The organism is Rhizobacter sp., from assembly GCF_046595475.1.
Taxonomy (GTDB): Bacteria; Pseudomonadota; Gammaproteobacteria; order Burkholderiales; family Burkholderiaceae_C; genus Rhizobacter.
The window spans coordinates 56,863-71,035 of sequence record NZ_JBKJOQ010000113.1; the positions used below are offsets into that span (position 1 = coordinate 56,863).

General features: G+C 65.9%; 9 protein-coding genes. 2 read left to right on the plus strand and 7 right to left on the minus strand.

Features of this window, described 5'->3' with window-relative positions; translation table 11 throughout:
- The first annotated feature begins 182 nt into the window (after positions 1-182).
- Positions 183-1,748 (plus strand): amidohydrolase family protein, encoded by a 1,566-nt coding sequence (locus AC30QB_RS20770; protein ID WP_489548175.1) that lies wholly within the window; start codon positions 183-185, stop codon positions 1,746-1,748.
- Between the two features lie 79 nt (positions 1,749-1,827).
- Here the strand turns inward: AC30QB_RS20770 and AC30QB_RS20775 are convergent, their stop codons facing one another.
- From AC30QB_RS20775 to AC30QB_RS20805, 7 genes are all read right to left on the minus strand, one after another.
- Positions 1,828-2,511, minus strand: a complete 684-nt coding sequence (locus AC30QB_RS20775; RefSeq protein WP_489548176.1) for a TetR/AcrR family transcriptional regulator — start codon at positions 2,509-2,511, stop codon at positions 1,828-1,830.
- A gap of 151 nt (positions 2,512-2,662) precedes the next feature.
- Positions 2,663-3,553 (minus strand): alpha/beta fold hydrolase, encoded by an 891-nt coding sequence (locus tag AC30QB_RS20780; RefSeq protein ID WP_489548177.1) that lies wholly within the window; start codon positions 3,551-3,553, stop codon positions 2,663-2,665.
- Positions 3,554-3,585: 32 nt separating this feature from the next.
- A complete protein-coding gene (locus AC30QB_RS20785; RefSeq protein WP_489548178.1) occupies positions 3,586-6,024 on the minus strand; it encodes an efflux RND transporter permease subunit in 2,439 nt (812 codons plus the stop codon).
- On the minus strand, positions 6,021-7,103 hold the full coding sequence (locus AC30QB_RS20790) for a WD40/YVTN/BNR-like repeat-containing protein (RefSeq protein ID WP_489548179.1): 1,083 nt from the start codon (positions 7,101-7,103) through the stop codon (positions 6,021-6,023). Before AC30QB_RS20790 ends, AC30QB_RS20785 begins: the two co-directional genes overlap by 4 nt.
- A 161-nt stretch (positions 7,104-7,264) precedes the next feature.
- Positions 7,265-8,632 (minus strand): DUF1329 domain-containing protein, encoded by a 1,368-nt coding sequence (locus AC30QB_RS20795; protein WP_489548180.1) that lies wholly within the window; start codon positions 8,630-8,632, stop codon positions 7,265-7,267.
- A gap of 28 nt (positions 8,633-8,660) precedes the next feature.
- Positions 8,661-10,304 (minus strand): DUF1302 domain-containing protein, encoded by a 1,644-nt coding sequence (locus AC30QB_RS20800; RefSeq protein WP_489548181.1) that lies wholly within the window; start codon positions 10,302-10,304, stop codon positions 8,661-8,663.
- A 271-nt stretch (positions 10,305-10,575) separates the two neighbouring features.
- Positions 10,576-11,040: an Lrp/AsnC family transcriptional regulator gene (locus AC30QB_RS20805; RefSeq protein WP_489548182.1), complete on the minus strand. Its 465-nt coding sequence runs from the start codon at positions 11,038-11,040 to the stop codon at positions 10,576-10,578.
- A 117-nt stretch (positions 11,041-11,157) separates the two neighbouring features.
- Between AC30QB_RS20805 and mdeB the strand changes: the two genes are divergently transcribed.
- On the plus strand, positions 11,158-13,851 hold the full coding sequence (gene mdeB, locus AC30QB_RS20810) for an alpha-ketoglutarate dehydrogenase (RefSeq protein ID WP_489548183.1): 2,694 nt from the start codon (positions 11,158-11,160) through the stop codon (positions 13,849-13,851).
- The last annotated feature ends 322 nt before the right edge of the window (positions 13,852-14,173 follow it).

Sequence of the window (14,173 nt, forward strand, 5' to 3'; positions counted from 1 at the left end):
CTGGCACGCCCAGACCCGCGCCGGTGATTTGAACATCAAGCCCCTGTGACGATTTTTCCGATAGCGCCGAGGTATCGCGAGCAAGGTTCTGCCATCTTCGATCGGGTGATGGCGCTGCCTAGAGTCGCGCCGGGATCCACACGCTGTGGGTTCCTCATACCCAGTTCAAATCGGAGACAAACATGCGCACTTCCCTATACGCCCTTGCGGTGACGGCCGTCGCCGCTGCGGCCATCGCCGCCTGCGGAGGCCAAAGCGATTCCACCTCAGAGCCCCAAGGTGCTACCGAGCACGCCCAGGGCCTCGTCAACATCAGCAGCGGCACGGTGGTGCGCAACGCCATCATCGTGGACACCCGCACCGGCTGGCTCACAGGAGGCATGGCGGTGGTCATTGACCAGGGCAAGATCAAGCAGATCTTGTTCAGCGGGCTGGTCACGACCAGCGGCAGCGCCAAGGTGGTCGACGGCAACGGCAAGTACCTGGTGCCGGGCTACCTGGACATGCACACCCACAGCGTGCCCGCGGCCTTCGGTGCCTCACCGCATTGGCCGCTGATGCTGGCCAACGGCATCACCGGCATCCGCGACATGGCCGGCGCACCCCCGCTGCTCGCAGCGGCCCAGCAGTTCAACGCTGCGCGTGCGGCCGGCGCACTCGACGCACCCGAGGTGCTGCAGATGCCCGGCTCACCGGTGGTCGGTGCCTTCAGCGCGGCCGACGGCGTGGCCGCCGTGCAGCAGACCAAGGCCATGGGTGGTGCGTTCGTGAAGGTGATCAATGCCTTCCCTGCCGCCGAGTACGCCATCCTGGCCGAAGCCAAGACCCAGGGCTTGAACGTGGCCGGCCACCTGTCGGTGGGCGTGAGCGCCGTCGACACCGTCAACGCCGGCTGGTACTCGCTCGAACACCTGGGCGCCGGCCTGGGCATACAGCTCGATTGCTCGACCAATCAGGCGGCCATACGCAACGCGCTGTTGACGGGCCAGGGCACCCGGCCGCCCTTCCCGCCCACTTACACCGTGTCGCCCTTCCTCTACAGCGCGCTCGACGCGCCCTTCTATCAAAGCTCGGCCGACACCTACAGTGACGCTACCTGCCAGAACGTGGCCAAGACCATCGCGCAGAAGGGCACCTGGCAAGTGCCGACGATGATCCGCCTGCACACCATGCTGCAAAGCGACAGCGCCAGCTTCAGCAACGACCCCAACCTGAAGTACGTCGACCCGACCACGCGCGGCCTGTGGGCGCAGCTGGGCCAGGAGTTTGCGGTCATGCAGCCGGCCAGCGCAGCCACCACTTTCCGCAATCTCTACCCCGAGTACGTGAAGGTGCTCAAGCTGCTGCGCAAGTACGGTGGCGCCCAGAGCGTGCTGACCGGCACCGACACCGGTGGTATCTGGGTGATCCCCGGCTTCGCCTTGCACCAAGAGTTCCGTGAGCTGGCCAGCGCCGGCTTCACGCCGCTCGAAGTGCTGCAGGCCACCACGCTCAACGGCGCACGCCACCTCAACCGTGAAAGCACGATGGGCACAGTCGAGGCCAACAAGAACGCCGACCTGGTGTTACTCGAAGCCAACCCGCTGCTCAACGTGGCCAACCTGTCGAAGATCGCCGGCGTGTTCAACAGCGGCAAGTACTTCTCCAAGGCCGACCTCGAAGCCATGAAAGCTGCCGTGGCCGCCGCCAATGCCGCAGCACCCCTGCGCGACGTGAGCACGGTGCTCGACACCAGCCACACGCACTGAGCGTGCTCAGCGTTCACCGGGCTCTGACAGACATGTCGGCGCCCGGTGTTTTTTACAGGCACATGGCGTTCAACGAAGCTCAGGTGCTGAGCAGCGGCTCCAGCTCGCCCGACACATAGTCGGCGAGAAAGCGCTTGGACATGCGCACGCCCTCCGTGCACAGCGCCTGCTCGCAGCCCAGCGCCTGCAGCCACATGTGGACGGCGCCGTCGATGTAGCGCTCGGGGTCGGTCACGCCGCGGTGCAGCGAGGTGATGCATGAATCGAGCAGGCCGCGCAGGATGTCGAGCGCCACCTCGTTGTCGATGATGTGGTACTCGCCGGTTTCCAGGCCTTCGGCCAGGTCTTGCCGCACGATGGAGCCCAGCAGGTCGTCGTGCGCCCAGGCGCGCGTGCGCAGCACGAAGCCGGCCCAGGTGCGGTCGAGCAGCGCGCGCGTGAGCACCACGCGCAGCACGACCGAGGTGCTCTTCCACTTTTCGTGAAAGACGTTGCGAAAGCGCTCGCCTTCGAGCAGTGACAAACGCGTGAGGTCTTGCCCCAGGTCGGCCAGCACCGCTTCGATGGAGTCGAAGTATTTGTAGAAGGTGCCACGCGAGACCCGCGCCTTCTCGACGATGTCTTCGACCGTCGGCAGGCTGCGCAGGTTGGAGGCGCAGACCGCGAGCGCCGCGCTCAGCAGGCGCGCGCGCGTGGCGGTGCGCTTCTTGTCGGCGTTGGCCGACCGGTGGTCTTGCTCGGCAACGTGTCTGATCGCTGGCATGTCGGAACCTCGGCCGCGAAGGCCAGCTCCGAGACTACATCCGAAGGCAGGCCCATGCAGCCCCTGCTTGTACCGACTCGCACACCCTTGCGCGCGGGTGATGCCCAAAACCGCACACGCCGAACACACGTTCCTGTAGTGCGTATCAGCTTCAGGGCTGCCCATGCTCGCTGGCGCACTGCAGTGCAAAGCCGAGCTGCTGCATCTGCAACGCGCGGCCCACGTGGTGCAGGTCGATGCAATGGCCGGTGCCACGCAGCATGGCGGCGTCAACCCGCGGTGACTTGGCGAGCGCGCGCGCAAAGCCGTCCACCTCGGACTGGCTCATGACCCACAGCTTGTCAACCTCGGCCTGGCGGTAGTGCACCGGCACCGCAATGCGCGCGAGGATGCCCGGCGCGTGTTGCTCCCAGGTGCTGACGATGTCGACCAGCTCGGCCTTAGGGGCGGGCGCATTGGCGATGTCACTCGCGCGCACCATGCGCGGGTCGAAGCTGCCGTCGGGGCCGAACATCACCATGTCTTTCACCGGCGGCGGCAGGTCGACCGTGGGCGTGTCGGGCAACGACTCCCACATCGGCTTGTGCTCGGGCGGGGTGTGCAGGCACACACCCGACAGCGCCAGCCCGATCAACGGCAGCTCACCCGGCTCGCTCGCCGCCGTGGCAGCGATCGTCGCGGCGATGGCGCCACCGATCGAGTGGCCGATGAGCACCATGCCACTCGTGCCCGCGCCGTAGCGCTGCCAGGCGTCACTCAGCGCCCGCCGGAGGAAGCGCGCCTGGCCCGCGATGGTGGCCTCGGAAGCGGGCAGCGGCGGGCTGTCGACATAGCCCGGCCGGTCGGGTGCGATCAGCGGGATGCCGTTGGCCGCGGCGAGGTCGAACAGCGACGCGCCCGGCACGTCGAAATAGGCCGAGGTGTAGCTGCCGCCGTGGATGGCCACCACCAGCGGTGTGTTCGCCGGCAAGACGCCAGCGGGCAACCGGTGGCGGCCCGACAAACCGGCAAACAAGGAAGAGGTGCGCTGCGTGGTGCTCACGAGAGGTGTCCTTTCAAGAGGCTTCAAGAAAATCAGAAGAGCGGTGTTGGCGCGTGCAGTGCGGCAGCAGCCTTGCGCTGGCGCACAGGCTGGCCTGGCAAAAGAAAATGCGCCAGCGCGGGCAGCAGCACCAGCGCCGCGACCATGTTGCCGACGAACATGAAGGCCAGCAGAATGCCCATGTCGGCCTGGAACTTGATGGGCGAGAAAGCCCAGGTGGCCACACCCACTGCCAGCGTCACGCCGGTGAGCATCACCACCTTGCCGGTGAAGAGCAGCGAGCGGTAGTAGGCGACTGACAGGCTGTGGCCCGCACGCAGATGTGACAAGGTCACGGTGAGGATGTAAAGCGCGTAGTCCACGCCTATGCCCACGCCCAGCGCAATCACCGGCAGCGTGGCCACTTTCACGCCCATGCCCAGGGCCACCATCAGCGCCTCGGCCAGCACCGAGATCAGCATCAGCGGCAGCACCGCCACCAGCACCGCGCGCCAGGAGCGAAAGGTGATGAAGCACAGCAGCGTCACCGCGCCGTACACCCACAGCAGCATCTTGCGGCTGGCGTCTTTGATGACGATGTTGGTCGCGGCCTCGATGCCGGCATTGCCCGCGGCAAGCTGGAAGCTGACCTTGTCGTTGCTGTTGTCGCGCGCAAAGGCGGCAGCCGCTTCGGTCACGCGCGTCAGCGTGTCGGCCTTGTGATCGGCCAGGTAGGCGTAGACGGTGTACATCGTGCAGCCCTCGTCGATCAGGTCGCGCGGGGCCCGGGCGCTCATGTTGCCCAGCAGCGAGTCGCTGGGCACCAACTCGTACCACTTGAGGCTGCCTTCGTTGAAGGCCGACATCATGCGGCGGTTGAACAGAGCCATCGACGAGGTGAACTCCACCCCTGGCAACTGGGCCAGCTGCCATTCCAGTGCGTCGATGCGTCGCAGGCTGTCGTAGGCGCCGCACTCGCCCGGCGGGGCTTGAATCATCACCACGAAGAGGTCGCTGCTGGCACCGTAGTTCCGGGCCAGGAACTGGTTGTCACGGTTGTAGCGCGAGTCGGCCCGCAGCTCGGGGGCACCTGGGTCAAGGTCACCCACCTGCAGGCGCTGGCTCACCGCGAAACCCAGCACAGCCAACACCACCGCTGCGATGACTGCGCCCGTCGCCCACTTGCGCTCGGTGAAGAGGTTCAGCATCGCCCACAGGGCGGGCTTGTCTTGGCGGCTCTCTTCGGCATGCTGGGCCGAAAGGCTGCGCTGGGCCGCCTTCGGATTCACGCCGACGAAGCTCAGCAGCACCGGCAGAAGGATCAGGTTGGTGAAGATCAGGATCGCCACGCCGATGCTGGCAGAGATGGCGAGCTCACGGATCACGGCGATCGGGATGAACAGCAGCACGCCGAAGCCCACCGCATCGCACAAGAGGGCGGTGAGGCCAGCGACGAAGAGGCGGCGGAAGGTGTAGCGTGCGGCGACCACGCGGTGGGTGCCGCGGCCTATGTCTTGCATGATGCCGTTCATCTTCTGCGCACCATGGCTCATGCCGATGGCGAACACCAGGAAAGGCACGAGGATGGAATACGGGTCAAGCCCAAGGTGCAGCAGGGGCAGGAGGCCCAACTGCCACAGCACCGCCACCAGCGAGCACGCCACCACCAGCGCGGTGCTGCGCGCGCAGCGCGTGTACCAGAAGACGATGGCGATCGCGATCAGCACCGCCGCCGCGAAGAAGGCCATGATCTGTTGCAGGCCTTCGACGAGGTCACCCACCACCTTGGCAAAGCCGGTGATGTGAATCTTGACGCCTTGGGCCTCGTACTTGGCACGCAGCGATTCCAGGCGGCTGGAGAACCGGGGCAAGTCCAGCTGCTCGCCGGTCTGGGGGTCGGCCTCGAGCAAGGGCACGAAGATGATGCTGCTCTTCTGGTTGGGTGCGACGAGTTGGCCCACTTCACCGGAGCGCTCGACGTTGAGCTGCAGCTGGGCCAGCCCCTGTGCCGAGTAATTGAAGGCGTCGGGCATCACCGGGCCGCCGTCCAGCCCGTTTTCGGTGACGGCCACCCAGCGGGTGTTGGGCGTCCAGATCGACTTCATGAACTGGCGGTACACGCCAGGCACCAGAAACACCTCATCGCTCAGCTGCTGCAGGGTCTTGAGGTAGGCCGGGTCGTAGATGTTGCCGTGCGGGTTCTCGACGGCGATGCGAACCGCAGACCCCAGGCCGTTGAGCCGGCCCTTGTTGGCCAGGTAGTTGGCGATGTAAGGATGGCCCTTGGGAATCATCTTCTCGAAGCTGGCGTTGAGGTGCAGCTTGGAGAGCTGGGTGGCGAGCAACACCGTCACCAGCGCGCAGATCACGAGCACGGCCACGCGGTGGTTGAAGAACAGGCGCTCGATGAAGGAGCCGCTTCGGGTGTCGAACTGGGCCAGGTCGCGAACCACCGGTTGGTCAACCAAGCTATCGATGACAGGGGCGCTCATGGTTTGGGTGGAGTGGAGGCTGCGGGAGCGGCCGCAGGGGCTGCGGGCAAGACGCTGGCACCGCGCACACCCACCATCACCAGCGCACCCGAGGCGCTTTGAGTGAGGCCAGCAAGCGGCGGCATCGGCGGGGCGGTGACGGCCTTGAGGCGCCTGGCCACCGGGTCGTATTCGAGGAGCTGGCCGATCTGCGTGCTCAGCAGCAAGCGGCCGTCTCGGGTGCGGGTCGCTCCAGAGAAGGAGCCGGGGGTGTCGGTGGCGAGCTTGTCGAAGCTTGATCCCTGATCGGTGGAGACGAAGGCGGCGCCACGCAGGCTGCCGAGCACGATGTGGCCGTTCTGGGCGATGCCCACGGTGAACAGGCTGGTGGTGTAGGGGCTGGCCACGGCGGTGTAATTCACGCCGTCGGCCGCGCGCAGAACAACGCCTTGTTCACCCGCGATGTAGACGGCCTGGCCGTTGCGGGCAATCGAGTACAGGTGGGCGCCTTTGGGGTTGGGCAGCTGGCCCATGCAGGCGGCCCAGCTGGCGCCGCCGTCCTGGGTGGCCGCGCACAAGCCGTAGCCGCCCACCGCCAAGCCGTGCTTGTCGTCGGCGAAGCTCACGTCCAGGAAAGGCTTGTCAGCACCGTCCTTGACCAGAAGCTCGGCGTCGGCCAGGGCCGCGCTGGCGGGGCTGGCCGACGCCTTGACCTGCGCCAGGGCCCGCTGGGCGAACTGCTTGCCCTCTAGCTGTTGTACCCAGGTCTCGCCGCCATCAGCGGTGGCGAGGATCACCCCGCGGTGGCCCACCGCCCAGCCCTTTTTGGCATTGGCAAAGTTCACCGCCGTCAGCGTCACGCTGACGGGGATGGAGACCTGCCGCCACGACTTGCCCTGGTCGTCGGACAACACGACCACGCCACGCTCGCCGACCGCGACCAGCCGCTCCCCGGCGCTTGCCACGCCCAACAAAAACGATTGCGCCGGCCGCGCCACCTGGGTGGCAGGCCGACTCAGCGTGTCGGCAACCTCGGCGGCCTGCGCCAAAGCGCCAGCCGTAAGGCCCGCGACCCCAAGCATGCGAAGCGTAGCGTTCATCAAGCCACGCCCCAGAGTCCGGCTTTGCCGGCCCGTTGGGTGGGCCTTGCATGCCGCGCCGGGCGGGGACGCCCGGCCCCTCGTCAGGCGCATCTCGTCCTCAGGACACGATGTGTCCGGGCTCGGCCCCTCGGGGGCAGGAGTGAAACGACCGGGGGGCACTATCTAACGCTTTCTGCCGCCATCGCCTCGGGGGTGAACATCGAGTCAGGCACCTGCTTGCGGTCGAGGACGGTGCGCTGGTCCTTACCGTCCGAGGTGGCCACCCAGAACAGCGTGCCGGCCAGCAGGTCGTACGAGTGGAAGCCGTACGAGAAGAGCGACGGCGGGCCGTTGGGGATGATGCCCATGATGTTCTCGCCGGCTTTCCACAGCTGACCCTGTGCGTCATAACGCTCCGACAGGACGGCGTGCCAGCTGTCTTCGTCCAGGTACAGGCGCACCTTCGGCGCTTGGTGGCGTTGGCCCGCGCGAACGTTGCCCTCCACCACCCACACGCGGTGGAGCTCCCAACGCGACCACTCGGGGTTCAGCACCTTGCCGATCACCGCGTCGGCGTCGGTCGGGGCTTGCAGGTGCTTGTTCTGGTTGTAGGGGATGTAGAGCTCCTTCTTGCCCACCAGCTTCCAGTCATAGCGCGAGATCGAGCCGTAGAACAGGTAGGTTTCGTCCATCGCCGCGAAGCCCGAAGTGCCCGGGTTCGGCGTGTCGCAGCAGGTATTGGGCAGCTGGCGCGTGCGGCGTTGGCCGGCAAAGTACACCCAGCCGCGCGACTTGTCGGCGTCGGCATGGGAGCGGAACACCAGGCTTTCGCCCACACGCGAGGCCGGGCCGATGAAGCGGAAGTTCACCAACGAGGTGTCGCCGGTCCACTTCTCGGCGCTGCCCCCTTCGTCGTAGAAGGGACGGGCTTCATAGATGATTTCCTTGCCGAGCAGCACCTTGCGGCCATCGGCCGTGATGACGTTGTTCGAGTTCGTCAAGCGGCCGGCGTTGCCCATCCAGGCCAGCAGGTGGTTCCACACCGCTTCGCTGCCGGTCTTGGGGATGGGGAAGGGGACGCCCCCGAAAGCGCCCTCGGGCTTGTCGTTCTTGATCGTGGCGCGAGTGGCGTTCTTGTAGATGTTGTCGTACACCCACTGCGGCGCGGCCGAGCTGCGCCGTGTCGGGTAGACGACGATCTTGTAGTGCTCCGGGTACTTGACCAGCAGGGCCTTGACGCCTTCACTCAGCTTGTCGTCGTACTGATCCTTGTTCTGCGGTGTGATGGTGAACAGGGGCTTGTCGGCCGCGAACGGGTCTGGCACACGGCCGCCCGTGACGTAACCGGGGATAGCTTGTGTGTAGCCACCGGTCCAGGCGGGGATGCTGCCTTCCTTGTTGCCGGCGCGCTCGGCGCCGAAGGGCGTGAGATCGGTCTTGAGCCTGGCGGCTTCTTCGGCCGAGACGCCGGCAAGCACGGCCACCGGTTGCAACAGAAAGAGAGCGCCGAGTGACAACGCGGCGGCGGCTTTGAACGGAATTTTCACGAGACGGCTCCTGGAGAGATGAGTCATGTCAGAAAGTGGTCTGCACGGTGAGCGACACGAAGTCGCGGTCGTGCAGGCTTTGCTTGAAGGTGAAGTGGCCGGTGGAGTCGAGCGTGGTGCCCTCTTCGCCGATGTAGTGCGTGTAGTTGAGGCCCAGCTTCCAGGTGTTGAGGTAGTTGCCGTTGAGGCCCAGGCTCAGGTCGCCACCCTTGTGCACGCCGCCGTTGAAGAACGACACCGCCTGTGACTTGCCCTTGGCGTTGTAGCCAAGCCCGAACGGCACTTCGAGGTCCATGCCGGAGAAGACCTGGCGGTAAGTCGGGACGACCTGCATGCGCAGGCCCCAGGCATCGCGCTCGGAGTTGATGGCCATCGCATAGCCGTTGCTCACGCTCAGGCGGCGGTTCCAGGCCACTTCGCCGAGCAGCGTGGCCTCGTTGAAGAGCGGGTTGGACGGCATGGCCCAGATCGCCGACAGGTTGGCGTGCGCGGTCTTGCCGATGGGGTACATCGGGTTGTCTTGCGAGGGCGCCATGCCGCTGAAGTTGATGACGCCATCGTTCACCAGCGAAGCGTTGTGCCGCACCGAGACCTCGGTGGCGAGATTCACATCGCCGAAGGTGCGGCTCGCGCTCACACCGAAGGCACGCACGCCTTCGTGGTACGCGATGCCGTAGGTGCCGAGCGGGAAGTTGAGGTACAGCTGCGGCGTCTTCTCGTGGAAGCGGATGGCGTAAACACCGAAGTCGGTACCCCCGTCGGGCAGGCGGAAGCGCAGTTGCAGGCCGTACTGGCCCGAGTTACTGGCCTCCAGGTCGTCGCTGCGCGTGAGCACTGGGCCGCCGAGCAGGAAGCGCTCGCCGCCCGCGTCGAACAGATCCTGGGTGGAGAAGTAGCTGCCGACCGCCGCCAGGCGCGTGCGCTCCCACCGGTATTGGTAGTAGCCGCCGATCTGCAGGTCGGGCATGACCTGGAAGCTGCCCGAGAGCTGCCCCACGGGGCGGATGATTTCCTTGAACTGTGAGCCCGGCACCGACAGCAGCTTCACCAGGTCGACCGGCGCCTGCGCACCGGCGATGCCGTTGGCACCGAAGAACAGGGTCTCGCCCCACAGCAGCGTGTGCTTGCCAGCGCGCAGGCTCCAGCGCATGTCATCCACATTGCCCTTGCCGAACACGAAGGCATCGAGCAACTCGGCCTTGCGGCCATGCTGCTTGCGCGTGGCGTCAGGGAACTCGCTCGCCGGCACCGAGGCGGCGTTGTAGGTGCCGGGCGAATCGTTGTGCGTGGCGCGGTTGTAAACGCCGTCGTACCAGGCCGCGCCACTCACCCGCGCGCCGAAGTCGTTCCGGTAGACGATGTCGAGGTCTGACAGCACGTCCACGCGGTTTGAGATCAGCCCCTTGCGGCTGAAGTTGCGGTCACCATCGTCTTGGTTGGGGTTGCCGATCAAGGTGTCTGACGGTGCCTTCACCCGAAAGCCCGCGCTGTACTTCACGCTGTTGTCCCAGCGGATCTTGAGATCGCCGTCGGCCACGTCGAGCTCAAGCGCCATCGCCGGGGTGGCGCACAACACCTGCACCGCGGCCGCCACCGCCGTGACGACCAGCGCCCTCACGCCAGCCCCCGCCCCCACTCCCTTCGCACGATCAAGATCACGATCAACACGCATCTGCGTCTCCATTCTGGTGGTCGCCTCGCCTGCACATCGCTTCGCGTGCAACAGGCCAGCGCTCTGTGTTCATGAACCTGCGCATGGCCTCGTCGAAGAGACATGCGCATGACACGGAGCCCATCGTAGAAACGTGGTTTGGCGGCGGTGTTCAACCTGATGCCGTGTTTTCCCTGGGTGCTGGCGCACCCTCGTGCAGGGGCCTGGTGTGGCTTCGTTCGAGATGCACACACGCTGGATTGCCGCCTTCGCGGGAATGACGAAGGTCTGCCTAAGGCGTCAACGGCAACGCCGTCTTGTATCTCACCTGCTTCAGCGCAAAACTCGATCGAATCTTCTCGACCTGCTTCATGGGCGACAGCTGCTCAAGAATGAATCGCTCCAGCGCCGCCATGTCCGGCACCGCCACGCGGATCAGGTAGTCGGCGTCGCCCGTCATGAGGTAGCACTCCATCACCTCCTCGCGCGTGCAGATGGCCTCTTCGAAGGCCTGCAGCGCCGCCCGCGTTTGCTGCTTCAGGCTGATGGAGATGAAGACGTTGAGGTGCAGCCCCAGTTGCTTGGCGTCAAGCAAGGCCACGTACTGGCGTATCAACCCGCTCGCCTGCAACGCCTTCACCCGCGCAAGGCAGGGCGAGGGCGACAGATGCACGCGCTTGGCCAGCGCCACGTTCGACAGGCTCGAATCGCCTTGCAGCTCGCGCAAGATGCGCAGGTCAACGGCGTCTAGGTCCATTCCACTTCCTTTACTCGATGCGGGGGCATTTTGTGCTGCGATTGGGGAAACGCACCAGTGCTTGCAGCGACAAATGCCGCGCAAATCTTCCTAAAGTGCTGACTCAAGGAGAACAAGATGAGCGACCCCTCGATTCAGCAGCGCCTGCTTGCCGACAGCGACCCGGTGGAGACCGCCGAATGGCAAGACGCACTCGCCTCGGTGCTGCAAGCCTCCGGCCCGCAGCGCGTGCGCGAGCTCCTGGACATGCTGGCGGTCACCGCACGCACGCCGTCCATAGGCTGGCAGCCCGTGCGTGGCACGCCCTACACCAACAGCATCCCGGTCGAGCAGCAACCGCCCTTCCCTGGCGACCTGGCCATCGAGGAGCGACTCGCGTCGCTGATGCGCTGGAACGCACTTGCGATGGTGGTGCGCGCCAACCAGGCCTATGGTGAGCTGGGCGGCCACATCGCCAGCTACGCCAGCGCGGCCGATCTGTTCGAGGTGGGCTTCAACCACTTCTTCCGCGGCGGCGCCGAGAAGCACGAGGGCGACCTCATCTTCTACCAACCTCACTCCGCACCTGGCGTGTACGCCCGAGCCTTTCTCGAAGGCCGGCTCGGTGCAAACGACCTCGCCCACTACCGTCAAGAAATCGGCGCCGCCGCACAAGGTGCGCAAGGGCTGAGCAGCTACCCACACCCTTGGCTCATGCCCGACTTCTGGCAGTTCCCCACCGGCTCTATGGGCATAGGCCCCATCGCCTCGATCTACCAGGCGCGCTTCATGCGCTACCTGCAACACCGCCAGTTGCTTGACACCAGTGCGCGCAAGGTATGGGGCGTGTTCGGCGACGGCGAGATGGACGAGCCCGAGAGCATGAGCGCCCTCACCCTGGCCTCGCGCGAGAAGCTCGACAACCTGATCTGGGTTGTCAACTGCAACCTGCAGCGCCTGGACGGCCCGGTGCGCGGCAACGGCCGCATCATCGACGAGCTCGAAGCCCTTTTCGCCGGCGCAGGCTGGCGCGTCATCAAGCTGGTGTGGGGCTCTGACTGGGACGGCCTCTTCGCCCGCGACACTGGCGGCGCACTGGCGCGTGCCTTTGCGCAAACCGTGGACGGCCAGTTCCAGACCTTCGCCGCGAAAGACGGCCGCTACAACCGCGAGGCCTTCTTCGGCCAAAACCCGCAGCTCGCCGCCCTGGCACAAGGCCTCACCGACGAACAGATCGACCGCCTGAAGCGCGGCGGCCACGACCTGGTGAAGATCCACGCCGCCTACCACGCGGCCATGCAGACCGTGGGCCAACCCACCGTGATCCTGGCGCAGACCAAGAAGGGCTACGGCATGGGAGACGCCGGCCAGGGCCGCATGACCACGCACCAGCAGAAGAAGCTGGAGCGCGAAGACCTGATCGCCTTTCGCAACCGCTTTCATCTGCCGCTGAGCGACGAGCAGGCTGCGGCACTCGAGTTCTACAGGCCAGCCGACGACAGCCCCGAGATGCGCTACCTGCATGCACGGCGCGCAGCCCTCGGGGGCTATGCACCGCAGCGCTCGGCGCACGCGCAGACCGTGCCGGTGCCGCCGCTCGCCAAGTACGGCGAGTTCGCGCTCAAGGCCGAAGGCAAGGAGATGAGCACCACCATGGCCTTCGTGCGCATGCTCACCGCCTTGCTAAAAGACAAGCAGCTCGGCTCGCGCATCGTGCCCATCGTGGCCGACGAAGCGCGCACCTTCGGCATGGCCAATCTGTTCAAGCAGATCGGCATCTACTCCAGCGCCGGCCAGACCTACGAGCCCGAAGACATAGGCTCGGTGCTGAGCTACCGCGAAGCCACCGACGGGCAGATCTTGGAAGAAGGCATCAGCGAGGCCGGCGCCATCAGCAGCTGGACGGCCGCGGCCACCAGCTACTCGGTGCACGGCCAGGCCATGCTGCCCTTCTACATCTACTACTCGATGTTCGGCTTCCAACGCGTGGGCGATTTGATCTGGGCGGCTGCCGACCAGCGCTCGCGCGGCTTCTTGCTGGGCGCAACCGCAGGCCGCACCACGCTCGGCGGCGAAGGCCTGCAGCACCAAGACGGCAGCAGCCTGATCCAGGCCGCCACCGTGCCCAACTGCCGCGCCTACGACCCCTGCTTCGCGGGCGAGTTTGCGGTGATCCTCGACCATGGCATGCGCCGCATGCTCGAAGAGCAGGAAGACGTTTTTTACTACGTCACCCTGATGAACGAGAACTACGCGCAGCCCACGCTGCCCGAGGGCGTGGAAGCCGATGTGATCAAGGGGCTGTACCGCTACGCCGCCCACACGGTGAAGAAGCCGCGTGGCACGGTGCGCCTGGTGGGCTCGGGCACGCTCTTGCGCGAGGCGATAGCCGCGGCCGAGCTGCTGGCGAGTGACTGGAATGTCGAGGCTGAAGTGTGGAGTGCCACCAGCTTCAGCGAGCTGGCCCGCGACGCCGCCGAGGCCGAGCGCTGGAACCGCCTGCACCCGCAGCAGGCGCAGCGCACGAGCCATGTGCAGCAATGCCTGGCCGGTGATTCGCCCATCGTGGCGGTGAGCGACTACGTGCGCGCCTGGCCGCAACTGGTGGCCGCGCATGTGCAAGCGCCCTTTGTCGCTCTGGGCACCGATGGGTTCGGGCGCAGCGATACGCGGGCCGCCTTGCGCAGCTTCTTCGAGGTGGATCGCCGGCAGATCGTGCTGGCCGCGCTTACTGCGTTGCGCGAGCTGGGGCAGGTGGATGGGGCGCTGTGTGCGCAGGCGATTGAGCGCTACGGCATCGCCACCGAGGGTCCGCCGTCCTGGACTTGCTGACGCTCAGCCTGAGCACCGCCCGCTCAGCGTGAGCAGCACCCGCTCAGGCTGAGCACCACCCGCTCGCGCGCCACCAACCGCTCAGCCTGATCCTTCGATACCTCAGGACAGGGTCCGCTTCGCGGATCGAAGGCCCGCTCGGTTTTGCGCAAGTCTTGTTCACTGCGTGAGGCCGCGCCGGGATTTCGCCCCGGCAGGCGACTCCCTTTCTTGTGTCGACTGTTCAGACGCGGGACAGGGGTAACGGGTGTGCACAGACATGGGTAACACCTTCTCAAGTGTGCACGCTGGGCAGACGCAGGTCGATGCGCATGAATCGCTG

What these genes read in the sequence shown, in the direction of transcription:
- AC30QB_RS20775 (WP_489548176.1), bottom strand. Translation starts at nt 2,511, where the DNA reads ATGCCAGCGATCAGACACGTTGCCGAGCAAGACCACCGGTCGGCCAAC.
- mdeB (WP_489548183.1), top strand. Translation starts at nt 11,158, where the DNA reads ATGAGCGACCCCTCGATTCAGCAGCGCCTGCTTGCCGACAGCGACCCG.
- AC30QB_RS20805 (WP_489548182.1), bottom strand. Translation starts at nt 11,040, where the DNA reads ATGGACCTAGACGCCGTTGACCTGCGCATCTTGCGCGAGCTGCAAGGC.
- AC30QB_RS20790 (WP_489548179.1), bottom strand. Translation starts at nt 7,103, where the DNA reads ATGAACGCTACGCTTCGCATGCTTGGGGTCGCGGGCCTTACGGCTGGC.
- AC30QB_RS20785 (WP_489548178.1), bottom strand. Translation starts at nt 6,024, where the DNA reads ATGAGCGCCCCTGTCATCGATAGCTTGGTTGACCAACCGGTGGTTCGC.
- AC30QB_RS20770 (WP_489548175.1), top strand. Translation starts at nt 183, where the DNA reads ATGCGCACTTCCCTATACGCCCTTGCGGTGACGGCCGTCGCCGCTGCG.
- AC30QB_RS20800 (WP_489548181.1), bottom strand. Translation starts at nt 10,304, where the DNA reads ATGCGTGTTGATCGTGATCTTGATCGTGCGAAGGGAGTGGGGGCGGGG.